Source organism: Pseudomonas sp. BF-B-30 (assembly GCF_019956305.1).
Lineage (GTDB): Bacteria > Pseudomonadota > Gammaproteobacteria > Pseudomonadales > Pseudomonadaceae > Aquipseudomonas > Aquipseudomonas jessenii.
The window spans coordinates 1-25,323 of the sequence record NZ_JAHBDG010000016.1; the positions used below are offsets into that span (position 1 = coordinate 1).

At 61.0% G+C, this 25,323-nt stretch carries 17 protein-coding genes; 10 read left to right on the top strand and 7 right to left on the bottom strand.

From position 1 onward, the window contains the following. Positions 1–7,609 (bottom strand): retention module-containing protein (locus tag KGB29_RS10505; RefSeq protein ID WP_223616401.1); only part of this gene is annotated, 7,609 nt, incomplete at its 3' end. A gap of 587 nt (positions 7,610–8,196) precedes the next feature. Between KGB29_RS10505 and KGB29_RS10510 the strand changes: the two genes are divergently transcribed. Genes KGB29_RS10510 through KGB29_RS10520 form a run of 3 tightly spaced genes read left to right on the top strand, consistent with a single transcriptional unit; the run spans position 8,197 to position 13,096 of the window. Next, the gene (locus KGB29_RS10510) at positions 8,197–9,555 is read left to right on the top strand and encodes a TolC family outer membrane protein (protein WP_150813384.1); all 1,359 of its coding nucleotides are present in this window, start codon (positions 8,197–8,199) and stop codon (positions 9,553–9,555) included. Positions 9,556–9,571: 16 nt separating this feature from the next. Continuing rightward, on the top strand, positions 9,572–11,731 hold the full coding sequence (locus tag KGB29_RS10515; protein ID WP_154946877.1) for a type I secretion system permease/ATPase: 2,160 nt from the start codon (positions 9,572–9,574) through the stop codon (positions 11,729–11,731). Between the two features lie 9 nt (positions 11,732–11,740). Then, positions 11,741–13,096, top strand: a complete 1,356-nt coding sequence (locus KGB29_RS10520; protein ID WP_057715955.1) for an HlyD family type I secretion periplasmic adaptor subunit — start codon at positions 11,741–11,743, stop codon at positions 13,094–13,096. A gap of 119 nt (positions 13,097–13,215) precedes the next feature. On the opposite strand, the gene KGB29_RS10525 is transcribed toward KGB29_RS10520, so the two are convergent. Next, entirely contained in the window at positions 13,216–13,812 is a 597-nt protein-coding gene (locus KGB29_RS10525) for a tRNA-uridine aminocarboxypropyltransferase (RefSeq protein ID WP_154910908.1), read from the bottom strand. A 5-nt stretch (positions 13,813–13,817) separates the two neighbouring features. After that, entirely contained in the window at positions 13,818–14,711 is an 894-nt protein-coding gene (locus KGB29_RS10530) for a LysR family transcriptional regulator (protein ID WP_007972518.1), read from the bottom strand. Between the two features lie 351 nt (positions 14,712–15,062). Here KGB29_RS10530 and speB point away from each other — a divergent pair, with 351 nt between their 5' ends. The 6 genes from speB (at position 15,063) to KGB29_RS10560 (ending at position 20,679) form a co-directional block, all read left to right on the top strand. Continuing rightward, positions 15,063–16,013: an agmatinase gene (gene speB, locus KGB29_RS10535; protein WP_007984912.1), complete on the top strand. Its 951-nt coding sequence runs from the start codon at positions 15,063–15,065 to the stop codon at positions 16,011–16,013. Positions 16,014–16,022: 9 nt separating this feature from the next. Then, positions 16,023–16,445, top strand: a complete 423-nt coding sequence (locus tag KGB29_RS10540; RefSeq protein WP_057715957.1) for a YybH family protein — start codon at positions 16,023–16,025, stop codon at positions 16,443–16,445. Positions 16,446–16,500: 55 nt separating this feature from the next. Then, complete coding sequence (locus tag KGB29_RS10545) at positions 16,501–18,012, top strand: purine-cytosine permease family protein (protein ID WP_150813380.1); 1,512 nt, start codon at positions 16,501–16,503, stop codon at positions 18,010–18,012. A gap of 155 nt (positions 18,013–18,167) precedes the next feature. After that, entirely contained in the window at positions 18,168–19,547 is a 1,380-nt protein-coding gene (locus tag KGB29_RS10550) for a sodium:solute symporter (RefSeq protein WP_057715959.1), read from the top strand. Between the two features lie 84 nt (positions 19,548–19,631). Then, positions 19,632–20,357 carry an MBL fold metallo-hydrolase gene (locus tag KGB29_RS10555; protein ID WP_150813378.1) on the top strand — a complete coding sequence of 242 codons (726 nt, stop codon included), beginning with the start codon at positions 19,632–19,634 and terminating at the stop codon, positions 20,355–20,357. A gap of 70 nt (positions 20,358–20,427) precedes the next feature. Next, positions 20,428–20,679 (top strand): phosphopantetheine-binding protein, encoded by a 252-nt coding sequence (locus tag KGB29_RS10560; RefSeq protein ID WP_150813377.1) that lies wholly within the window; start codon positions 20,428–20,430, stop codon positions 20,677–20,679. Between the two features lie 87 nt (positions 20,680–20,766). Here KGB29_RS10560 and KGB29_RS28655 read toward each other — a convergent pair whose 3' ends face one another. Both KGB29_RS28655 and ptrR read right to left on the bottom strand, forming a co-directional pair. Further along, positions 20,767–20,895, bottom strand: coding sequence for a PA1414 family protein (locus tag KGB29_RS28655; protein ID WP_007972508.1), 129 nt, complete (start codon positions 20,893–20,895; stop codon positions 20,767–20,769). A 135-nt stretch (positions 20,896–21,030) separates the two neighbouring features. Next, positions 21,031–21,924: a putrescine utilization regulator PtrR gene (gene ptrR, locus KGB29_RS10565; protein WP_150813376.1), complete on the bottom strand. Its 894-nt coding sequence runs from the start codon at positions 21,922–21,924 to the stop codon at positions 21,031–21,033. A gap of 104 nt (positions 21,925–22,028) precedes the next feature. Between ptrR and KGB29_RS10570 the strand changes: the two genes are divergently transcribed. Next, entirely contained in the window at positions 22,029–23,210 is a 1,182-nt protein-coding gene (locus KGB29_RS10570; RefSeq protein WP_154946881.1) for an MFS transporter, read from the top strand. Here the strand turns inward: KGB29_RS10570 and KGB29_RS10575 are convergent. Both KGB29_RS10575 and KGB29_RS10580 read right to left on the bottom strand, forming a co-directional pair. Next, on the bottom strand, positions 23,155–24,087 hold the full coding sequence (locus KGB29_RS10575; protein WP_154946883.1) for a DMT family transporter: 933 nt from the start codon (positions 24,085–24,087) through the stop codon (positions 23,155–23,157). The two genes, KGB29_RS10570 and KGB29_RS10575, sit on opposite strands and share 56 nt — an antisense overlap. 194 nt (positions 24,088–24,281) lie before the next feature. Beyond that, positions 24,282–25,118, bottom strand: coding sequence for a S1 RNA-binding domain-containing protein (locus KGB29_RS10580; protein ID WP_154946885.1), 837 nt, complete (start codon positions 25,116–25,118; stop codon positions 24,282–24,284). Positions 25,119–25,323 lie beyond the last annotated feature (205 nt).

Below are 25,323 nucleotides of genomic sequence, written 5' to 3' on the forward strand. Positions count from 1 at the left end.
CGTCATGACCACTGTTGCCCTTGAACCACTGGAAGGTATCGCCCCCCGCCCCCCCGGTCAGGGTGTTATTGCCCAGGCCACCAATCAGCAAGTCATCGCCGCCCCCGCCGCTGAGGATGTCGTTGCCAAGACCGCCATTGATCATGTTGTTAGTGTTGTCGCCGGTCAGGGTGTCGTTGAAGTTCGAGCCGATGAGGTTTTCGATACCGCTCAGGGTGTCAGTGCCGGCACCGAGAGTGTTTTGCCCACCCGGCAGGCTGAGGCCGACCGTCACCCCAGCCGTGGCGTGGGCGTAACTGGCCGTGTCGATACCCGTGCCGCCATCAAGGATGTCATTGCCCTGGCCGCTGAAGAGCAGATCATTGCCGGCGCCACCATGCAGCTCGTTGTTGCCGGAACCGGCAGTGAGCACATCGTTGCCGTCGCCGGCATTGATGATGTTGTTGCCCGTGCCCGCCACCAGTACGTCATCCCCACTGGTACCGGTGAGGGTATGGCCGTCCTGATAGCTGATGGTCAGGTTGGCCGAGTCGCTGCCGCCGTGGTTGTCGTTGGCGGTGTAGGTGCCGTGGTAGTCCGTGGTGACTTCGTGTGCTCCGGCGTAGTTGACGGTCATGGTCAGTTCGTAGTTTTCTGCCCCATTCTTATTGCCGCCACTGGAATTGGCGATGTTGGTCACGTGGATCTGGTAAGTGCCATCGGCGCCTGCGGTGATGGTGTCACCATCGGCGATGCTTACGAACGCCCCACCGTTGAGCGAATACTCCATCGTGATGTGCCCGTCATCCAGGTTGTGATTGAGGTTGAGTGTCTCACCTTGATTCAGCTTGACCGTGATGAAGTCTTCATTGTTGCCATTGGAGTTGTTCGCTGCGCCAAGATAACCACTGACCACCAGCAGCGCCGTCATGGTCGCCGCGTTGGCCGCAAAGGCGTTGCGCACGTTGGCCAGATTCTGGTTGCCGGGGTTGTTGTTTTCGCCGGCGAAGCTGATCGCGCCGGTGCCGGTGAAGTCCGCGCCTTTCACGACCCAGCCGGTGTTGAACGAGGTCGGTGTCGCCGAAAGTTGGTCGCCATTGGGGTCGGTGTCGTTGGCCAGCAACAGTTCGCCCGGCACCACGATGGTGCCCGAGAGCACGTTGGTGATGACGTGGTCGTCCACCGCCACCGGAGGCGCGTTGGGGATCACTTTCACGGTCAGCGTCGAGCTGGCGAGGTCGCCATCGTTGTCGCTGGCGGTGAAGCCGATGTTCTCGGTGATCACCACCGCAGTGGTTTTCTGCGAGGTGTAGTTGTAATCGCCAGTGTCGAGGTTGATCACCAACGTGCCGCCGTTGTTGGTGGCGATGCTCACCGTGTTGTTCACGGTGTTGAAGGTACCGTGGTTGGTGCCGCCGCTTGACGTCAACGAACCCTGGCCGCTGAGGGCGTTTGGATCGTAAGTGTAGGTAGTGCCGTCGACCACGATGGATTTGATGAAACCGCCATCAGCGCCGAACGTGCCGCCCTCACCCAGCAACGAACCGGTGACCGGTGAGCCGACCACGGTGCCGGACAGCACCGAGTTGAGTTGGTTGAGGTCAGTGACCACCACCGCATTGGTGTTGGTGTGGCTGATGCCGTCGTAGGCCAGCGGATCGAGGTTGGCGTTGCTCACGCCACTGCCCAGGCCGATCGCGTAGTTCTTGATGTTGTTGGCATCGAGGAAGGCTTTCAGCGCGGTTTCGTCGGCAGTGCCGATTTCCTGGCCGGTGGTGGGCTTGCCGTCGGAGAAGAAGTAGCCGACGTTTTGCGCACCGGTCAGTTTGCCCGAGGTGTTGAACGCGGCCTGCATGGTCACCACGGCCGCGTCGTAGTTGGTCCCGCCGTTCGCGGTGAGGCTGGCCAGCAGCGTCTTGGCGGTCGCGACATCGACCCACACTGAGGTCATGTCGGTAGCGCTGCTGCTGAAGGTGACGAGCTGCACTTTCACATCGCCGAGGTCATCGTATTTATCCAGCAAGGCACTGATGGCCTGCTTGGCCAGGGCCAGGCGCGACAGGCCCGACACGCCGGATGGGTCGGCCATGCTGCCGGAGACGTCGAGCACGATCAGCAGGTTGGAATCGATCTCCACCGCCGCCACCGAGCGATCCGTTGCCACCGCCTTGGGCACGTCATCGACAATGTTGACCACGATGGTGCTGGTGCTGCTGTTGCCCAGCGCATCGGTCGCTTTGTAGGTGAAGCTTTCACTCAGGCTGTTCGGCCCGTCGTTGGCATTCGGCAAGGTTTTCGGAGCCGAGGTCAGGGTGTAGGTATAGCTGCCGTCGGGGTTGATCAGGATCTTTCCGTAGGTGCCTGTCGCGCTGCCGACCAAGGTGTAGGTGAGCGCGCCGCTGGCACCCGAGACCGAACCGACCAGGGTCCCGGACGCAGTTTCGCCAGTGTTGCCCGGGTCGCTGCCGGTGACCGTACCGGCGACCAGGTCCAGCCCGTCCTTGCTCAGGTCGAGGGCTTTTTCGTAGACCGTCACGTCGCTATCGGGGTTGGCCTTGATCGTGCTGCTGGCGACGTCGATGGTGATGGTGGTGGTGCTTTCATCGCCATCGGCATCACGTACGGTGTAGGTGAACGTGTCAGTGGCGCCCGGATCGCCGACGGAATCCTGGTTGCTGTGATACACCGCGTTGCCGTTGGCATCGAGGGTCAGGTAGCCATAGGTGCCGTTGATCTGGTTACCCAGTCCGCCGATGGCCGAGGTCGAGGTGTTGCCGCCGGCACGCACGCCGACCACCGTCGCCGGACCATCGGCGCCGCTGGCGTCATTGCCCAGCACACTGATGTTGACGGTGCCGCCCTCCACTACCGACGACGAGTCAGGTTTGGCGCTCGGCAAGTCATCGATGATGTTGACGTTGATCTGCCCGGTCGCCGTGTCGCCATTGCTGTCGATAGCGACGACGTTGAAGTTCTCGGTCAGGCTGTTGGCGCCGTTGGCGGTTGGATGGGCTTCGTTATCGTTGAGGGTGTAGCTGTAGCTGACCACCCCGCTCGCCGCGTTGTAATCGGTGATGGTCAGGGTGCTGCCCAGTAGCGTAACGGCCGTTTGCGGGAAGCTGGCGGCCACGCCTCCGCTGACGACAGTGATGCCGCCCACGGTCAGGGTCGTTACGCCGTCGAGTGCAGTGACGGTGAAGGTGCCACTCTGGGTCAGGGCCGATGCGTTAGGGTTGCTGCCGTCGCCGAGATTTTTTTCGTAGACCGTCAGCTCACCGCCATACACATTGAGGCCGTTGAGGGTCACCGGATCGTCGTTGTTGTAGACGTTGAGCACCAGGTAGGCGGTGCTGCTGTCGCCGTCCGAATCGGTGATTGTGTAGGTGAAGGTTTCGGTGCCGTCGCCACCGCCGTGCAGGGCTTTGAAATCCGCATCGCTGGTGTTGAGGGTGTAGGTGTAAGTGCCATTGGCATTCAGCACCAGGGTGCCGTAGGTGCCGGTGAAGGTGCCGGGGGTGATCGGCCCGGCGTTTTCGCCGAGCGGCACGCGGTCGGCGCCTTGCACGTCGTTGCTCAGCACGTTGCCGTTGAGGGTCAGCAGGGTTTCCGAAGCCGTTGATGCATTGCTGTCGTACACGCCTTTCGGCAGGTCGTCGACGATGTTCACATCGAGGCTGCCCGTGGCGGTCGTGCCGTTGTCATCGACCACGGTCACGGCGAACTGCTCAGGCAGGCTGTTGGCACCGTTGGCGGTTGGGTGCGCTTCGTTATCGTTGAGGGTGTAGCTGTAGCTCACCACGCCGCTCGCCGCGTTGAACCCGGTAATGGTCAGAGTGCTGCCCAGCGGGGTGGTGATCGATTGCGGGAAGCCGGCGGCCACGCCAGCGGTGACCACGGCGATGCCGCCGACAGTCAGGGTCGTTACACCGTCGAGAGCAGTGACGGTGAAGGTGCCACTCTGGGTCAGGGCCGATGCGTTAGGGTTGCTGCCGTCGCCGAGATTTTTTTCGTAGACCGTCAGCTCACCGCCATACACATTGAGGCCGTCGAGGGTCACCGGATTGTCGTTGTTGGAGACGTTGAGCACCAGGTAGGCGGTACGGCTGTCGCCGTCCGAATCGGTGATTGTGTAGGTGAAGGTTTCGGTGCCGTCGCCACCGCCGTGCAGGGCTTTGAAATCCGCATCGCTGGTGTTGAGGGTGTAGGTGTAAGTGCCGTTGGCATTCAGCACCAGAGTGCCGTAGGTGCCGGTGAAGGTACCGGGAGTAATCGGGCCGGCGTTTTCGCCGAGCGGCACGCGGTCGGCGCCTTGCACGTCGTTGGTCAGCACGTTGCCGTTGAGGGTCAGCAGGGTTTCCGAAGCCGTTGATGCATTGCTGTCGTCCACGCCCTTCGGCAAGTCATCGACGATGTTGACGTTGATCTGCCCGGTTGCACTGTCGCCATCGCTGTCGGTAGCGACGACGTTGAAGTTCTCGGTCAGGCTGTTGGCGCCGTTGGCGGTCGGGTGCGCTTCATTGTCGTTGAGGGTGTAGCTGTAACTCACCACGCCAGTGGCGGCGTTGAACCCGGTAATGGTCAGGGTGCTGCCCAACGGCGTGACGGCAGTTTGCGGGAAGCCTGCGGCCACACCACCGCTGACGACAGTGATGCCGCCGACGGTCAGGGTTTGCAAGCCATCGAGGGCGGTGACGGTAAACGTCCCGCTCTGGGTCAGGGCCGACGCGTTGGGGTTGCTGCCGTCGCCGAGATTTTTTTCGTAGACCGTCAGCTCACCGCCATACACGTTGAGGCCGTCGAGGGTCACCGGATCGTCGTTGTTGTAGACGTTGAGTACCAGGTTGGCGGTGCTGCTGTCGCCGTCCGAATCGGTGATTGTGTAGGTGAAGGTTTCGGTGCCGTCGCCACCGCCGTGCAACGCCTTGAAGTCGGCATCGCTGGTGTTGAGGGTGTAGGTGTAAGTGCCGTTGGCATTCAGCACCAGGGTGCCGTAGGTGCCGGTGAAGGTGCCGGGGGTGATCGGGCCGGCGTTTTCGCCGAGCGGCACGCGGTCAGCACCTTGCACGTCGTTGCTCAGCACGTTGCCGTTGAGGGTCAGCAGGGTTTCCGAGGCAGTGCCATTGCTGTCGCCCACGGCGTTGGGCAGGTCATCGACGATGTTCACGTCGAGGGAACCGGTAGCAGTGGTGCCGTTGTCGTCGACCACAGTCACCGCGAACTGCTCGGGCAAAGTGTTGGCGCCGCTGGCGGCCGGGTGGGCTTCGTTGTCCACCAGGGTGTAGCTGTAGCTGACCACGCCGGTTACTGCATTGAACCCGGTAATGGTCAGGGTGCTGCCCAATGGAGTGGTGATCGATTGCGGGAAGCCGGCGGCCACGCCAGCGGTGACCACAGCTATGCCGCCGACGGTCAGGGTGGTTACGCCATCGAGGGCGGCGACGGTGAAGGTGCCGTTCTGGGTCAGGGCAGTGGCGTCCGGTGCGCTGCCGTCGCCGAGGTTTTTCTCGAAGACGGTCAACTCACCGCCCTCAGTATTCAAACCGCCAATCGTGATCGGGTCATCGTTGTTGTGGATTTGCAGCACCAGGTTGGCGGTGCTGCTGTCGCCATCGGCGTCTGTCAGCGTATAGGCGAAGGTTTCCGTGCCATTGCCGCCGCCGTGCAACGCCTGGAAGTCGGCATCGCTGGTGTTCAGGGTGTAGGTGTAGGTGCCGTTGGCATTCAGCACCAAAGTGCCGTAGGTGCCGGTGAAGGTACCGGGGGTGATCGGGCCGCTGTTTTCACCGAGCGTCACCCGGTCCGCGCCTTGCACGTCGTTGCTCAGTACGTTGCCGTTGAGGGTCAGCAGGGTTTCCGAGGCAGTGCCATTGCTGTCGCCCACGGCGTTGGGCAGGTCATCGACGATGTTCACGTCGAGTGAACCGGTGGCAGTGGTGCCGTTGTCGTCGACCACAGTCACCGCGAACTGCTCGGGCAATGTGTTGGCGCCGCTGGCGGCCGGGTGGGCTTCGTTGTCCACCAGGGTGTAGCTGTAGCTGACCACGCCGGTTACCGCATTGAACCCGGTAATGGTCAGGGTGCTGCCCAGTGGGGTGGTGATCGATTGCGGGAAGCCGGCGGCCACGCCAGCGGTGACCACGGCAATGCCACCGACGGTCAGGGTCGTTACGCCGTCGAGAGCGGCGACGGTGAAGGTGCCGTTCTGGGTCAGGGCAGTGGCATCCGGTGCACTGCCGTCGCTGAGGTTTTTCTCGAAGACGGTCAACTCACCGCCCTCAGTATTCAAACCGCCAATCGTGATCGGGTCATCGTTGTTGTGGATCTGCAGTACCAGGTTGGCGGTGCTGCTGTCGCCATCGGCGTCTGTCAGCGTATAGGTGAAGGTTTCCGTGCCATTGCCGCCGCCGTGCAACGCCTGGAAGTCGGCATCGCTGGTGTTCAGGGTGTAGGTGTAAGTGCCGTTGGCATTCAGCACCAAAGTGCCGTAGGTGCCGGTGAAGGTACCGGGGGTGATCGGCCCGCTGTTTTCACCGAGCGTCACCCGGTCCGCGCCTTGCACGTCGTTGGTCAGCACGTTGCCGTTGAGGGTCAGCAGGGTTTCCGAGGCGGTGCCATTGCTGTCATCGACTGCTTGCGGCACGTCGTCGATGATGCTGATTTCCAGCGTACCGGTAGCGCTGTCGCCATTGCTGTCGCTGGCCACCACGGTGACGTGTTCGACAAGACTATTGGCACCCTCGCCGCTCGCGTGGGATTCGGCACGGTTAAGGGTGTAGCTGTAACTGACCACGCCCGTGGCCGGGTCGTAACCGGTGATGGTCAAGGTACTGCCCAGAGGGGAGGTGATCGACTGCGGAAAACCTGCCGCCACACCGCCGCTGATCAAGTTGATTGCGCCGATGCTGAGGCTGGTCAGCCCGTCTGGCGCATTGATGGTGAAGGTGCCGCTTCGCGTCAGCGAAACTTCGTTCCTCGCCGAACCGTCGGCCAGGTTGGCTTCATTGACAGTCCGCTCGCCGTTCTGCTCCGACAGGCCGACGAAGGTGACCGGATTGTTCGGCACCTGCGGCGTCACCGGCGGCACCACAGGGGCTTCGTCCGCTACAGCGATGTCCGGATTAACGTTAAGGCGTTCTTCGGGAAATTCGGGAATGCCATTGAACCCGGCAGTGGGGAAGCCGATGACCGGATCGACTCGCCCGCCCACTTCTTCGAGCATGACAAAACTATGGCCACTGCCCGGGATGCCGCCCGGTACTCCGGTAGTCATGGCAGGCCCGGCAGCGGTGGCTTCAGCGGTTTGGGTCGGGTCGTCGCCCGCCGCAATGGCTTTTTGCAGCTGTTCGACATCGGTCAGTTGCGCTTCGCTCGGAGTCACCGCTTCGGTTGAGTCGATATGGGGAATCTGATTGGCGAGCAACTGCGGCGTCATCTGCATGCTGCTGTCGCGCCCGAGGGTCAGTTCCTGGCCATTTTTCAGATGTACCGCCACCGCGCCTTCAGCGCCGGTGCTCAGTCGGTCGCCAGCGAACAGCCGGTCCCCCTCGACCAAAGCACGCCGGGTGCCGTCGCTCGCAACCGCGAACACCTGACCGATGACCTTACTGACGATTCCGATGAGCGTTGCCATGTGCATTTCCTCCGCCGCCAACCGCTGTCGGCACCTTGATTGCGCGAAGAACGTGCTCATGGCTCGAGCGGGTTGTCTGGCGGATCTTGTTCCGGGTGCCGGTTTACTTGAGTAAGCCGTGGCCCCGGCAATGATCTCGCCCAGCCAGTCGCTCACGGCGCTGTTTACGATTTCGGGGAAATCCCTCTGCAATCAATGGCATCGGATCCCTATTCGCAACAACGTTGCCTGTGAGCGATGCGTAACGATCTCGAAGCACTTAAGTGACAAAAAACCGTCGCCACCAGATCGCTCGCATCCCTCCCCTCCAGCACTTCTCCGCTCTATTTCGATAAGTGGATTGGAACTTTACTCAAACCCCGATGAGCGCCCTAGAGCCCATAAAACAAGGGCTTTCTAATTGAACAATGTGCTGGATTTTGCAGAGCGCATAAGTTTTTTTTGGCATATCCGTTATGAAAAAAATTTCTTGGCTACGCTCCAGAATGTTCTTAGCTCTTTTGTTAAAGATGTGAAACAACTTTACCGGTAAATTTCGTCAAATAATTGGCGACAGACAAGCACCATCAGGAATCAGGGAGATGTACATGCGCCTATTAACCCCCGTCTGCAGCGCGGTTCTTTTGGCCATGGCCTGCTCGTCCCAAGCGCAGGCCATAACGCTGACCGAAGCGATCCAGAGCACCATTGCGACCCACCCGGAACTGGCATCCCGGGTGGACAGCCGACTGTCGGCGGATGAGGACGTGAAGGTCGCCAAAGGGGGCTTTTATCCATCGGTTGATTTGAACGCCGCCTACGGGCGCGGGTACAGCGATAACACCAATACCCGGGCGTTCGGCAATCACCACACCGAAATTCTCAATTACACCCAGTCGGAATTGCGCCTGCGGCAAATGCTCTTCGACGGGTTCAACACTTCCAATGAAGTCGAACGCACCAAAGGCGTGGTCAACTCGCGAGCCTATTACGCTCAGGGTACGGCTCAGGATCTGGCCCTGCGCACCACCGAGGTTTACCTCGAAGTCCTCAAGCGCCGCGAACTGGTGACCCTGGCCAAGAACAACCTGCAAGCGCACTTGCGGGTCAACGACCAGATCGGCCTGCGCACCCAGCGCGGCGTGGGCAGCAACGCCGATGCCGACCAGTCCAGCGCTCGCCGGGCACTGGCGGAAAACAACCTCGACACCGCCGAAGTCGATCTGGCCGATGCCGAGTCGAACTTCTATGCCGTTGTGGGGCGCATGCCCGATGAACTCGAAACCCCGCCGTCGATTCGCGGCGAAGTCCCCACCACCCTGCCCGAAGCCCAGCAGAGCATGGTGGAAAACAACCCTTACCTGAAATCCGCCCAGGCCGACGTGCAATCGGCCGAAAGCCAGTACGAAGTCGCCAAGTCGCCGTTCTACCCACGCTTCGACGCCGAGGCGGCGGTGGGCGCGAACAACAACCTGCAGGGTGACGAAGGGCACGACAACGAATGGCGGGTTGGCGTGGTGATGAACTACAACCTGTTCCGCGGCGGCAGCGACAAGGCGCGCCTGGCCTCCGACTCGCACAAGATCAACCAGGCCATGGACATCCGCAACAATGCCCTGCGCCAGCTCAACGAGAACATTCACCTGGCCTGGAACGCCATGGTCAACGCCAAGAAACAAACCCCGACCGCCCGTGAATACGCCGACACCAGTAAGCGCGTGCGCATCGCCTACCAGGATCAGTTCGGCCTCGGCCAACGGACCCTGCTGGACCTGCTCGACAGTGAAAACGAGCTCTACAACGCCAACCGTCGCTATACCGAAGTGCGCTACACCGAAGAGTTCTCGATGTACCGTGTCCTGGCGAACATGGGCCAGTTGCTGAGCAAGCAACGGGTCGTACTGCCCGCCGACGCGATCGCCCAGACCGAAGTGAAAAACGAAGCTCGTCTACCTGACATGAAGTAGTGCACGGGAGGGTTCAATGACCAGCATGGAACCCGGCAACACCGGTGTCGATCCGCGCCTGAGCTTCGATGACCCGCTTCTGGACGGTCTATTGATCCTCTGCAAACTCCACGGCGCGACGGTCAGTCGCGCCAGCCTCAGTGCCGGGCTCCCCATGGCACACCAACGCCTGAGCCTGGACCTGCTGCCTCGTGCAGCGGCCCGGGCCGGTTTGCAGGCGCGCTTGCTGCGCCGCGACCTCAAAGACATCTCCTCGCTCAACCTGCCCGTGCTGCTGCTGCTCAACAACGGCCGCACGGCTGTGCTGCGTCGTTATGGCGAGGACGGCAAGGTGCTGATCCTGCCCAGCGAAGCCGACGGCGGCGAACAATGGCTCAGCCCAGAGGAGCTGGCCGAACACTACAGTGGCCAGGCATTGTTCGCCCGGCCACGTCACGAACTCGAAGACTTGCGATCGCCGCTGGTGCCCCGGGTCCAGGCCTGGTTTCGCGATACGCTGAAGCTGTCGAAATGGCTGTACAGCGATGCGATCCTGGCGAGCTTCCTGATCAACCTGCTGGGACTGATGGTGCCGCTGTTCGTGATGCAGACCTACGATCGTGTGGTGCCGAACCAGGCCACTTCGACCTTGTGGGTGCTGGCGATCGGTTTGCTGATCGGCACGGCTTTCGAACTGGTGCTGCGAGTTGTGCGCGCGCACTTGCTGGATACCGCCGGCAAGAAAACCGATGTGATCCTGTCCGCCACCCTGTTCGAGCGCATCACCGGCATGGCGATGAAAGCACGGCCGGCGACCATCGGTGGCTTCGCCCAAAGCATTCATGACTTCCAGGGCCTGCGGGAATTTCTCACCGCCGTGACCCTCACCAGCCTGATCGACCTGCCCTTCTGCCTGCTGATGCTGCTGGTGATCGGCCTGCTCGGTGGCTGGCTGGTGGTGATCCCGATGCTGGCGTTTCCCATCACCATCATCTTCGCCATGGTGATCCAGGTGCGCCTGCGCGATACCGTGCAAAAAAGCCTCAGCCTGGGCGCCGAACGCCAGGCACTGCTGATCGAAACCCTCAGCGGCCTGGAAACCCTCAAGGCCTGCAGCGCCGAAAGCGAACGCCAGCACAAATGGGAAAGCACCCACGGCGCCCTCACCCGCCTCGACAGCCACGCGCGCAACCTCTCGGCCCTGGCCACTAACGGCACGTTGTTCATCCAGCAACTGTCCGGCATGGCAATCATCGTCGCCGGGGTCTACAGCATCATCGCCGGCAACCTCAGCGTCGGAGCCCTGGTGGCCAGTTACATGCTCGGTAGCCGGGTACTTGCACCACTGGGTCAGATCGCCGGCCTGATCACCCGCTACCAGCAAGCGCAATTGACCATGAAAAGCACCGATGCGCTGATGGGTCTGCCCCAGGAGCGCGACGCCAGACAACGGCCACTGGAGCGCACCCAACTGCAAGGTGCACTGGATGTTGTCGGCGTAACCTTCCACTACAACGGCCAAAGTGCACCCGCCCTGGCCAATGTCAGCTTCAGTGTGAAACCCGGCGAGCGCATCGGCATCATTGGCCGCAGCGGCTCAGGCAAAAGTACCCTGGCGCGCCTGGTGATGGGCTTCTATGAACCGGATGAAGGCCAGTTGCTGCTCGATGGTCTGGACTTGCGGCAACTGGACGTCGCCGACCTGCGCCATCAAATCGGTTACGTCGCCCACGACCTGCCGCTTTTGGCTGGCAGCCTGCGCGACAACCTGACCCTCGGCGCGCGCTATATCAGCGACTCACGCATGCTCGAAGTGGCAGAGATGACCGGCGTTACCGAACTGGCCCGGCAACACCCGCAAGGCTTCGACCGGCCCGTGGGTGAACGCGGGCAACTGTTGTCCGGCGGCCAGCGCCAGGCCGTATTGATGGCCCGGGCGATGTTGCTCGACCCGCCCATCATGCTTCTCGACGAACCCACCAGCGCCATGGACAACAGCAGCGAAGACGTCCTGCGGCAAAAACTTCACGGATGGGTCCAGGGCAAAACCATCCTGCTGGTGACCCACCGCACCTCGATGCTGAGCCTGGTGGACCGGCTGGTGGTACTGGACAACGGACGGATCGTCGCCGACGGTCCGAAAGACGCGGTCATCGATGCACTGCGCAAGGGCCGTGTCGGCTCTGCGGCCGTCTAGGAGTAGCCCATGTCTGCCGATCAAGGTTCCCGTGGCTACTTCGATAGTTTCAACAAAAGTGCCGAAACCGAGTACATGCCGGAAACCGCCGGCGCCTCCTTGCAGGACTCACCGCGCTGGTCGCGGATCACCGTGTGGCTGGCGGCCGCGCTGTTGGTCAGTGCACTGGTCTGGGCCAAATTCGCCGTGTTGCAGGAAGTGACCATGGGCGAAGGCAAGGCGATTCCGTCAAGCAAGGTCCAGGTGATCCAGAACCTGGAGGGCGGCATCGTCACTGAAATTTTCGTCCGTGAAGGACAGATGGTGAACAAGGGCGACACCTTGCTGCGCCTGGATGACACCCGCTACCTGTCGAACAAGGGCGAAAGCGAAGCCGATCGCTTTGCCTTGACCGCGCAGGTCGAACGGCTTTCGGCCGAAGCCGAAGGCCGGCCGTTCAAGCTGTCGGAAGAAGTGATCGCCAAAGCCCCGCAAGTGGCTGAAGACGAGCGTTCGTTGTACGAGCAACGGCAACGGCGACTGGCCAGCGAGCAGCGCACCCTGAGCGAACAACTTCGGCAAAAAACCCAGGAGTTAGCGGAGTTCCGCTCGAAACAGGGCCAATTCAGTTCAAGCCTGGCGTTGTTGCAACAAGAGATGAACATGTCCGCGCCGCTGGTGGGCACGGGGGCGGTGTCACCGGTGGAAATCCTGCGGCTCAAACGCAGCGCAGTGGAGATTCGCGGCTCATTGAACGCCACCACACTGGCGATTCCCCGGGCGGAATCGGCGATCAACGAAATCAAAAGCAAGATCGACGAGTCGGAGCAAACCTTCCGCTCGGAAGCCGCCAAAGAGCTGAACGAGAAACGCACTGACCTGTCGAAAATCACGGCCTCGAGCATCGCCATCGACGACCGCGTGACCCGCACCACCGTGGTCTCGCCAGTGCACGGCATCATCAAGGTGTTGAAGGTCAACACCATCGGCGGCGTGGTCCAGCCCGGCAGTGACATGGTGGAAATCGTGCCGCTGGAAGACAACCTGCTGATCGAGGCCAAGGTACGGCCACAGGACGTTGCATTCCTGCATCCGGGCCAGAAAGCCATGGTCAAGTTCAGTGCCTACGACTACACCATTTACGGCGGCCTGAGCGCCAAGCTGGAGTTGATCGGCGCTGACACCATCACCGACGATAAGGGCAACAGCTTCTATCTGATTCAGGTGCGTACCGACAAAAACCATTTGGGCGGGGATGTGAAACCACTGCTGATCATCCCGGGGATGGTGGCGACGGTGGACATTATTACCGGGGAGAAAACGGTGCTGGATTATCTGCTCAAGCCGGTGTTGAAGGCGCGGACCGAAGCGATGCGGGAAAGGTAGAACTGGTTGGAAATTTCTGTGACTGTTCTGCCGTCTTCGCGAGCAAGCCCGCTCCCACACGGATCACGCTGAACCTGTGGGAGCGGGCTTGCTCGCGAAGGGGCCGTCATTGACGACGCCTACTTCGGCCCATGGTTACGCTGGTAAACCTCCTCCCCCATCGCCGCAATCTGCCCCTCGATCAACGCTTCGAATGGCTTCAACAACGGCGCAAACGAAGTCGGCGCTTCGAGGGTTTCCAGCGCCTGCACAATCGCCTCCACCGTCGACAACGCCCCCGGTCCCGGTGCCTTGCGCAACCGATAGCGGGACACACCGCCCTCCGCCAGGGTCACCCTTGGCAACGCCGCCAGCAGCGGATTGAGGTGCAGCATCTTGCGTGCCTTGCGCCAGGTACCGTCCGGGACCACCAGCAGCAAGGGTTCGTCTGTCGCGGCACAAGCCTGCATCGGTTGGGCATCTTCGCCGGGAAACAGCAACCGCGCCCGATACCCCGGCTGATTCAACAGCGCTGGCAAATCCTCAAACACCTCGCCGACGATCAACTCGGCATTCTTCAACCCAAGCGCCGCCAGACGCGCGGTGTTCAACGCATGATTCACTTCGCTCGGATGCTGCAACAACAGTACCCGGGTGCGGCTGTCGAGGCTGGGAATCAGCGGGCACAGGCAATGAGTTTGCGGGCGTAGACAACGCTGACATTGAATTCTGGACATCGTCTCTACGCCTGATTCAGTTGAGCTTTAAGCAAGTCGCGGAATGTCTGGATCAGCGGCTCGCGGCTACGGCCCCGCCGCACGATCATCGAGAACGGCGCTTGATAACCGAAGGTCGCCGGCAGCAGCACCCGCAAGTCACCCTTGTCGGCCCAGGCCTGGGCGTAGTGCTCCGGCAGGTAACCGATGTAGGCGCCGGACAGCACCAGGATCAACTGGGCCTCCATACTTTCTACCGTCGCGGCACTGTGCTTGAAACCGTGGCGCGCCAGTTCGGCCTGGCTCCAATAACCACGACCGACCATGCGCTGCTGGGTGATGACTTGCTCGGGAATGCGCCGCTCGTTGAACAGCGGATGCCGCGTGCTGCAATACAACCAGTGTTGTTCACGGTACAGCGGCATGTACACCAGGCCGCTCATGCGCGTGGAAAACGCACCGATGGCCAGGTCGAGACGGTTGTCCTGCACGCCGAGTTGCAATTCGTAAGGGCTCATCACCGACAGGTGCAAGTGCACGGCCGGGTGTTCCTGGCTGTAGGCGCCGATGGCTTCGGCGAACGGCAGGGCCTTGTCGCTGACGGTGGAGTCGATCACCCCCAGGTTCAAGGTACCGCGCAACTCGCCCTTGAGGGCGGCGGCGTACTGCTCGAAGCCTTCGAGTTCGCCCAACAGACGCAGGGTTTCCTGATGGAACAGCTCGCCCTTGCTGGTCAGGCTGAAACCGCCACGGCCGCGATGGCACAGCACCAGGCCAAGGGCTGCTTCGAGCTGGCTCATGTAGGTGCTGATGGCCGACGTCGAGAGATTGAGCTCCTGCTGGGCGTTGGCGAACCCCTGATGGCGCACCACGCTGACGAAGATGCGCAATAGTTTCAGGTCGGGTAAAGCGTTGGCCATGGAAATGCTCCGATCTCGGGGTGACGCGCAATGCTCGATTCAATGCAAATCCCTGTGGGAGCGAGCTTGCTCGCGATCAGGGCGTAACAGCCAACATCAATGTTGACTGACCCACCGCTATCGCGAGCAAGCTCGCCCCCACCAGGTTTGTTCCCGGCATTGGGTTTTGCGTATGGGGTGAAGTCTAACGCTGCCACTTCCATTAGTTTAGAAAAATCTGAACTAAGTATTTGCCCGTAGCGATTCTTCCCGGCCACTACATTTCGCAGAATCGGCGCCACAAGGTGCGCCCGTCCCTTCCGTGAACGGCGCAACCGACATAAATAAAACAACGACGATGAGGCCCTACCCGTGGACAAGATTCTTCACCAACCACTGGGCGGCAACGAAATGCCGCGCTTCGGCGGCATCGCCACCATGATGCGACTCCCCCATTTGAATACCGCTGCCGGCCTGGACGCTGCCTTCGTAGGCGTGCCCCTGGACATCGGTACCTCCCTGCGCCCCGGCACCCGCTTCGGGCCTCGCGAAATCCGCGCTGAATCGGTAATGATTCGCCCGTACAACATGGCCACCGGTGCTGCGCCGTTCGACTCGCTGTCGGTTGCCGACATTGGCGACATCGCGATCAACACCTTCAACCTGCTGGATGCCGTACGGATCATTGAAGAGTCCTACGACAACATCCTCGAACACGACGTGATCCCGCTGACCCTGGGCGGCGACCACACCATCACCCTGCCGATCCTGCGTGCCATCCATAAAAAGCACGGCAAGGTCGGCCTGGTGCACATCGATGCCCACGCCGATGTGAACGATCACATGTTCGGCGAGAAAATCGCCCACGGCACCACCTTCCGTCGCGCCGTTGAAGAAGGCCTGCTGGACCCGGACCGTGTCGTGCAGATCGGCCTGCGCGCCCAGGGCTACACCGCTGACGACTTCAACTGGAGCCGCAACCAGGGCTTCCGTGTGGTTCAGGCTGAAGAGTGCTGGCACAAATCGCTGGAGCCCTTGATGGCTGAAGTCCGCGAAAAAGTCGGCGGCGGTCCTGTTTACCTGAGCTTCGACATCGACGGCATCGACCCGGCCTGGGCACCTGGTACCGGTACCCCGGAAATCGGCGGTCTGACGACCATTCAGGCGATCGAGATCGTTCGTGGCTGCCAAGGCCTCGACCTGGTCGGTTGCGATCTGGTAGAAGTCTCGCCCGCTTACGACACCACCGGCAACACCTCGCTGCTGGCCGCCAACCTGCTGTACGAAATGCTCTGCGTACTGCCTGGCGTAGTCCACCGCTGAGGATCGGTCATGAGCGAACGTGATCAGGTTCTCAAGGCCGCCGCCGATCTGGTGTCCGCTTTTGCCCGTAACGATCGCGAAGCCTACTTCGGCGCGTTCAGCGCCGATGCCAGCTTCGTCTTCTACACCCTCGAACAGCCCCTGCTGTCGCGCGACGCCTATCAGGCGATGTGGGACGGCTGGCGCTCTGAGGATGGCTTCGAGGTGCTCTCGTGCACTTCAAGCAACGCTTTCGTCAGCCTGCAGGGTGACGTGGCGATTTTCATCCATGACGTGGCCACCGAGTTGCGCATGCAAGGGGAGCAACACTTCAGCCAGGAGCGCGAGACGATTGTTTTCAAGAAACAAGCGTCTGGCCAAGAACAACAAGGCCTATGGCTGGCCTGCCACGAACATTTATCCGCGATGCCGGAAGGGCTGCCACCCCCTTAGCCAACACAGGTGACGCTCACGCACGATGAGCGCGCCTTTATGATCGGAGCTGATCATGAATAACAAAAACAACGAAAAAAGCCTTAGCAGCATCGAAACAAACGGGGTCGAACAGATCCCGGACAATGAGCGTGACGCCAAGCCCAGCGATCTGTTTCGCCTGATCTTCGGCGGCGCCAACACCTTTGCCACCGCCGTGCTCGGCAGTTTCCCGGTGCTGTTCGGCCTGTCCTTTCAGGCTGGCGTCTGGGCGATTGTGCTGGGCGTGGTACTCGGTGCGCTGATCCTGGCGCCGATGGGCCTGTTCGGACCCATCAACGGCACCAACAACGCCGTCTCTTCCGGTGCGCACTTCGGCGTGCACGGGCGAATCGTCGGTTCGTTCCTGTCGCTGCTGACCGCTATCGCGTTTTTCTCGCTCTCCGTCTGGAGTTCGGGCGATGCACTGGTGGGCGGTGCCAAACGCCTGATCGATCTACCGGAAACCGATCTGACCCTGGGCCTGGCCTACGGTCTGTTCGCGCTGCTGGTATTGACCGTGTGCATCTATGGTTTCCGCTTCATGCTGTGGGTCAACCGCATTGCGGTGTGGGCGGCCAGCCTGCTGTTCCTGCTGGGCGTTTTCGCTTTCGCCCCTGCATTCGACAGTCAGTACGCCGGCACCGTAGCCATGGGCCAGGCCGGATTCTGGGCTGCGTTCATCGGGGCAGCATTGGTCGCCATGAGCAACCCGATCTCCTTCGGTGCGTTCCTCGGTGACTGGTCGCGCTACATCCCCCGTGATACGCCCAAAGGCCGGATCATGGTGTCGGTGATTGCCGCGCAACTCGCCACGCTGATTCCGTTCCTGTTCGGCCTCGTCACCGCCACTATCGTAGCGGTCAAGGCACCGGACTACATCGCGGCCAACAACTATGTCGGCGGCCTGCTGGCGGTATCGCCGAGCTGGTTCTTCCTGCCGGTGTGCCTGATCGCGGTCATCGGCGGCATGTCCACCGGCACCACTTCGCTGTACGGCACCGGCCTGGACATGTCCAGCGTGTTCCCTCGGGTGCTGTCGCGGGTCAAGGCCACGCTGCTGATCGGTGTGATGTCGATTGCCTTCATCTTCATCGGGCGCTTCGCGGCCAACCTGGTACAGAGCGTGTCGACCTTCGCCGTGCTGATCATCACCTGCACCACCCCGTGGATGGTGATCATGATCATCGGCCTGCTGGTGCGTCGCGGCTTCTACTGCCCGGATGACCTGCAAGTGTTCACCCGCGGCGAGAAAGGTGGCCGCTACTGGTTCACCCACGGCTGGAACTGGCGAGGCCTGGGTGCCTGGATCCCGAGCGCGGCCGTTGGCCTGTGCTTCGTGAACCTGCCGGGTCAGTTTGTCGGGCCGCTGGGCGAAATGGCCGGTGGTATCGACATCAGCCTGCCGGTGACCCTGGGCCTGGCCTCGTTGGTGTACCTGGTTCTGCTGAGCCTGTTCCCGGAATCGAGCGCCGTGTTCGGTCCGAACGACCCTCGCAGCAAGAGCACGGATTCGCTCGCTAAACCGGCGATGCGTCAAGTCGCCTGATTCAACGCGTTCCCCCTGTGGGAGCGGGCTTGCTCGCGAAAGCGATCGGTCAGTCACATCAATGTTGAATGTGCCGCCGTCTTCGCGAGCAAGCCGCTCCCACAAGGGATTGATTTTCAGCCTCACATAAAAAAGACAATCGGAGACACGCCACAATGGCTTTGGATTTATTCGTCGTACTCATCTACGCCGCCGCGATGCTGATACTCGGCTACTACGGCATGCGCAAGGCCAAGACCAACGAAGACTTTTTGGTCGCCGGTCGTAACCTCGGCCCAAGCCTGTACATGGGCACCATGGCTGCCACCGTCCTGGGCGGTGCGTCCACCGTGGGCACCGTGCGTCTGGGCTACGTGCATGGCATCTCCGGTTTCTGGCTGTGTGCGGCCCTGGGTTGCGGGATCGTGGCGCTGAACCTGTTCCTCGCCAAACCGCTGCTGAAACTGAAGATCTACACCGTTACCCAGGTCCTGGAAAAACGCTACAACCCGATGGCCCGCTCCGCGAGCGCGGTAATCATGCTGGCCTACGCGCTGATGATCGGCGTGACCTCGATCCTGGCAATCGGCACCGTGCTGCAAGTGCTGTTCGGCCTGCCGTTCTGGATCTCGGTCCTGCTCGGCGGCGGCGTCGTGGTGATCTACTCGGCCATTGGTGGCATGTGGTCCCTGACCCTGACCGACATCGTTCAGTTCGTGATCAAGACTGTCGGCCTGATGTTCATCCTGTTGCCGATCTGCCTGTACCGCGTTGGCGGTTGGGATGAGTTGGTAATGAAACTGCCGGCGGCGAGCTTCAGCTTCACCACCATCGGCTGGGACACCATCATCACCTACTTCATGATCTACTTCTTCGGCATCCTGATCGGTCAGGACATCTGGCAACGGGTGTTCACCGTCAAGACCGCCAAAGTGGCTCAGGTTGCCGGTACCGCTGCCGGTATCTACTGCATCCTCTACGGCCTGGCCTGCGCCCTGATCGGCATGGCTGCACACGTACTGATCCCGGATCTCGACAACGTCAACAACGCCTTCGCTGCGATCGTGAAACTGTCCCTGCCGGACGGTATCCGTGGCCTGGTGATCGCTGCCGCACTGGCCGCCATGATGTCCACCGCCAGCGCCGGCCTGCTGGCCGCCGCCACCACCCTGACCGAAGACCTGCTGCCGAAACTGCGTGGCGGTAAACAGTCGAGCCTGGCGATCAACCGCCTGTTCACCCTGTTGACCGGCATCGTGGTACTGGGCATCGCTCTGATCGTGAACGACGTGATCAGCGCCCTGACCCTGGCCTACAACCTGTTGGTAGGCGGCATGCTGATCCCGCTGATGGGTGCGATCTTCTGGAAACGCGCTACCACCGCCGGCGCTATCGCCAGCATGGGCATGGGCTTCGCCACCGCGCTGCTGTTCATGTTCAAGGACGGTCTGGATGCCAACACCCCGATCTACTACAGCCTCGGTGTAGGCCTGGTGAGTTTCGTGGTGGTGAGCTTGATGTCCCGCCGCACGGCAGCAGTGGCCAGCGCTGCCTAAGCTGAACATAACGACTTGATGCTTTCTTCGACGAGTGTGGCGTCGGTTGCCACACTCGTTTTTTTTCGCCTGGAGAAAACGTTCATGAAGATTGTTTCTCGTGACCAGTGGTTCGAGGTGAAACCGCTCAGTGACGGCATCCGCCTGATCCACGAGCCGTACATCCGCCCCTTCTACCGCTGCAACCTCTGGCACATCCAGGGACGTGACAAAGACCTGCTGCTGGACAGCGGCTCGGGCCTGGTCAGCCTGCGCGAGCAACTGCCGTGGATCACCGAGCGGCCGCTGGTGGCCGTGGCCAGCCACTGCCATTTCGATCACATCGCCGGTCATCACGAGTTCGCTGAACGCCTGGTGCATCCGGCCGAGGCGGACATTCTCGCGGCACCCGATGGCAACAACGACCTGAGCAAAGCCTTTGTCGGCGACGACATGTTCGAGGCGCACCCCGATTGCCCGCTGTGCTACGCCGAATACCGGGTCAAGGCCGCACCGGCCACGGGGTTTGTCGAAGATGGCGATGTGCTGGACCTGGGCAATCGGGTGTTGCAGGTCGTGCACACACCGGGACACTCGCCCGGTGGCATCTGCCTGTACGAAGCCGCCACAGAGACCTTGTTCAGCGGTGACATCATCTACGACGGCCCGCTAATCGAAGACGCCTACCACTCCAATCTCGATGACTACGCCCGCAGCCTGCAACGATTGCGCACGCTATCGATCCGCACGGTGCATGGCGGGCACTTCGGCAGTTTTTCCGGGGAGCATTTGCGTAGCATGATCGACCAATGGCAGCGCTCACACGGCTAAAGCCTGCTGTACTCAACGGCAGGAACTGCATCGGCAGGGAGAACTGCACCCACCTCGTCGAAGAACGATCATGAAAGAAGCTGCCCTTCGTGCTGTCGTACATCGCTACATCAGTCGCCTGCTGGAAGGCCGGGATGACTTCGACGACAACGCCAGCCTGGCGCAGTTGGGATTGGATAAAAAAGATATCGAAGAACTGATCTTCCATCTGGAAGATGAACTGGGTGTCACGGCGTTTACCGCGGAAGAAGACCGGATGCTCAAGACCGCCAGGACGGTGAATGATTTAAGCCGGTTCTTGCTGGAGATCGGGCGGTACTAAGTCTGGTAATCAAACGTACACGAAGCGGCAAGGGAGCTTGCTCCCTCGCCACGGGAAAACCTTTCACCTGTCAGATGTTATCTGCCATTACCGGCGCCGCTGCTGGCGCCGACGTTGTTCGTCGTCAGTACGAACAGGCACGGGTTGCAGAGGCGGCTCGATCAAACCGAGAGCAACGCCCAAGTCATGCAGCCAGTTTTGGATTTTCTCTTTCATGATGCCCCCTTCAGGGTAGTGCCGAGCGGCCAAAGTACTGTAGCCCCTTCGTACAGATAATAGTCCGAAGTCCTACGCAATGCTCGCGCAAAGTCACAATGATCTGTTACTGAATCCATCAAAATCAGCCTGCGTTCAGGCAATGTCCTGCGCCCGCACATGTGCCTGTGGAAAAACCACCTGTTGCTGCTCGATCCAGGCATTCAGGTTGGCCCCGACCATGCCCTTGCGCCACATCAGCCAGGTGGTAGCACTGGCGAACGGTTCGGCCAAAGGATGTACGGCCACACTCTCACGGCCCGGCAGACTGGCGAGCATCGACTCCGACATCAGCGCCACACCGGAACCGGCAATTACACACGCCAACATTCCCGGATAGGACTCGATCTCCATCGCCCGGCCCATGGCCGCATGATCATGGGCGAACCAGGCTTCCAGGCGCATGCGGTAGGAGCAGCCCTGGCGAAAGGTGAACACCGAGCGACCTTGCACATCCAGCGCGCTGCGCACGGGCGGATGGTCGGCCTCGCTGATCAGCACCAGGCGCTCGTCGCACAAGGGCACCCCGTCGAGTCCGGCCAGCTCCAGGGGGCCATCCACCAGCGCCGCATCGAGTCGACCGGTGAGCAGGCCTTCGAGCAGTTCACCGCTGGGGCCGGATTGTACTTGCAGGTTCACCGCCGGATACAAACGGTGGTAATGCGCCAATAGCCCCGGAAGGTGAATCGCCGCCGTGCTGTACATGGTGCCGAGCACGAAGTCTCCCGCCGGTTGCCCGCCCTGCACCGCCGCGCTGGCTTCGTCGCGCAAAGCAAACAGCCTGGCGGTGTAGTCCAGCAGGACTTTTCCCGCAGGCGACAACTGTAAGCGCTGACGTTCGCGCAGGAACAGTTCGACACCCAATTGCTCTTCCAGCTGTTTGAGCCGGGTCGACAGGTTCGACGGAACTCGATGTAGCCGTTCGGCGGCACGGGTTATGGATCCTTCCTCTGCCACCGCCTGGAAGATGCGCAATTGGCTGAACTCCACGACATTCTCCAAAAAAGAACAAGTTACTCACTATTATTCATTTTTAAAGAAAGTCAATCAGTCCTAGCCTGACGGTCATTGATCCTCCAGACGGACTCCAGACCATGTCTCCCCTGATTCGCTTATCCGCCAGCTTCGTTGCCCTGATGATGGCCATGGGCATCGGCCGTTTTGCCCTGACACCACAGCTGCCGCACCTGCTCAGCGAAGGCCAGATCGACCTGACTGCCGCCGGGCTGATTGCCGCCGCCAACTACCTCGGTTATTTCATCGGCGCAGTGGATGCCATGTTTTCCCGGCGTCCGCCACAAGTGCGCCGACGCTTGTTCGGCGGATTGTGGCTGTGCGTGCTGCTGACCCTGGCGTCGTTCTGGGCCAATGGTTTCTGGTCGCACCTGTTGCTGCGCTTCGGCACCGGCGTGGCCAGCGCCTGGGTGTTGGTGATGATTACCGCCCTGAGCCAACCCCTCGCGGCAGCGGCCGGTCGTCCTCGGCTCGGAGCCCTGGTCTTCGCCGGACCCGGTTTGGGGATTTTTCTGACAGGTCTGTTGGCCCTGGGCTCGAATCTGCTGGGCCAGACTTCCGCCACCTTGTGGCTGGTGTACGCCGCCACGGGGCTGGCGATGCTGCTGGGGATCCTGCCGTTCCTGCCACAACCGAGTGTCACCGCGACTGCTGCACCCAGCGCCAGCGCCTCGGGCAATCAAGGCATCGGTCGTCTTGGCTGGATCTATGCCTTGTACGGATTGGGCTACATCATTCCCGCGACCTTTTTGTCGCAAATGGCCAACGCGCAATTCCATGGCCAATGGCAGGCCGACCTGTTCTGGCCATGCTTTGGCCTGGCGGCGGCAACCGGTGTGGTGCTGGTGAGTCTGCGTCGGCAAAAACCTGGCGCCACGAGTCACTGGCTGATGGCGACGTTATGGCTGCAAGCCGCGGGCGTGTTCGCCTGCCTGCTGGGCAACGGTCCAGGCCTGGCGTTAGGTGTGATCCTGTGCGGCACGCCGTTCCTGGCCTGTATGCAACTGGTGATGCAACGCTCCCGGGAACTGGCGCCCCATGCCACCCAGCGCAATGCCGGCCTGCTGACAGCCTGCTTTGCCGTGGGCCAGCTCAGCGGGCCATTGCTGGCGGCGCTGAGTAGTCATTTCAGTGGCGGTTTACAGCCGGCACTGGTGGTCGCCGGCTGCGGCTTGTTGATCGCCGGCGGTCTATTGCTCGCGCCGGTCAATGCTGCCCGAGGGCTTTGCGCAAACGACGGCGCAACCACTGCTCGGCGCTGACAAAAGTGATGCCCGCCAATACCAGCACGGCACCGATGACGAAGTTCAGGCTCAGTTCCTCGCCGAGCAGTACCACACCGAAGGTGACGCCGAACAACGGCGTCATGAACGAAAACACCGCAAGGTTGGCCGCCAGGTAACGGCGCAGTAGCCAGAACCAGACCAGGTAACTGAAAAACGACACGACCACGCCCTGAAACAGCACACTGGCCACCGCCACATGGGTCAGGCTGACATGGGTGATCTGGCCGCTGAGCAGCGCAATCAACAACAAGCCGAAGAAGCCGACAATCAACTGATAGAACAGCGTCAGGGTCACCGGCGCTTCCGACAGGCGCGAGGCGCGCACCACCACCGTGGTCGCGCCCCAGGCGGCACCCGCCAGCACACCCAAGGCATCGCCCATCAACATGCGGTAATCAAGGTTGTCCCAGGACACCCCGCCGGCAAACGCGATGGCAATCCCGATAAACGCCAGGACAATCCCCAGCCATTGCAAGGGCCGCAATCGCTCACTGGGCAGCAACCAGTGCACCCCCAATGCGGTGAAGATCGGTGCGGTGTAGAGGAACACCGACATGTGCGCCGCCGTGGTCAGTTGCAGGCCTTCGGAAATGAAGAAGAACTCCAGGCCGAACAAGGCACCGGCCAACAGACCGCCGCGCCAGGTCGTACCTACCTGGTTCCAGCCGCCCTTCCAGCAGATCAGCAGCCCGACCAGCAACGCCGACATACCGGAACGTCCAGCCGCCTGCATCACCGGCGCGATATCGGTCGCTGCCCACTTGATCATCACCTGCTGCACGCCCCAGATCAGGCACAACCCGACCATCACTTGCAGGGCAAACCCGTCGGCGCTGCGCCGGGTGGCGCTCACCGGAACACCTCGAAGACACAATCCATGGCAAAGACTCGGCAGTAAAAGCAAAGCCCCGGCCTTCTCGTTGAAAAGAAAACACCGGGGCGAAGAATCATGTTGTCGATTATTAACCAGAAGGCCAGAAAATGCCGCCTGCCAGAGACCTCTACTTCTCTGCTTGCGCCATCCTGGCCCTCTGTCTTGTCAGCGCATCAACTGAGTTCGATACGATCGGCATGAATGACAATCTGGCCGTTCTTGTACAACGCACCGATGGCCTTCTTGAAGTTGCCCTTGCTGACACCGAACAGACTGCTGATCAACGCCGGATCGCTCTTGTCGCTCACCGCCAGGCTGCCGTTGTTTTCGCGCAACTTGGCGAGGATCTTCGAGTTCAGGCTGGTGGCCGCTTCCTGGCCGACCGGTTGCAGGCTCAGGCTGATCTTGCCGTCGGCGCGAACTTCCTTGATGAAGCCCTTTTCTTCTTTACCGGCGCGCATGAACTTGAAGATTTCGTTCTTGTGGATCAGGCCCCAATGCTTGTTGTTGATGATGGCCTTGAAGCCCATGTCCGTGGCTTCGGCCACCAGCAGATCCACTTCCTGGCCCGCGGTGTAGTTGGCCGGGGTCTTGTCCAGGTAGCGGTCCAGGCGCGCGGTCGCGGTAATGCGACGGGTGTGCTTGTCGAGATAGACGTGCACCACCACATACTCGCCCGCTGTCATCTGGCGCTTCTCTTCGGAGAACGGCAGCAACAGGTCTTTCGGCAACCCCCAGTCCAGGAATACGCCGATGCTGTTGACTTCAACAACTTTCAAACTGGCGAATTCACCGACTTGAACTTTCGGTTTTTCAGTAGTTGCGATGAGTTTGTCATCGCTGTCCAGATAAATAAAAACGTTGAGCCAGTCTTCATCTTCGGTAGGAATATCTTTTGGAATATAACGATTAGGCAGAAGGATTTCGCCCTCCGCGCCACCGTCCAGATATAAACCGAAGTTAGTGTGTTTAACCACTTGCAAACTGTTGTAACGCCCGACTAAAGCCATGTCCAATACCCTCATTGCGTGGGCGGCATTCTACCCGGTTTTAAGCGCCGCGTTCGGCAGCCGGCCCGGTGGCGCGAGAAAATCTCCCTGAAGCCCTTAATTTTCCCGGGTTTTCATCGCACCTCGTCCGCTCGTCAGGCCGTTCCGGGCATTTACGCCATGCCCAGGCAAGCGTGACGCGGTATTTTTCCAGGCAATGTTATTA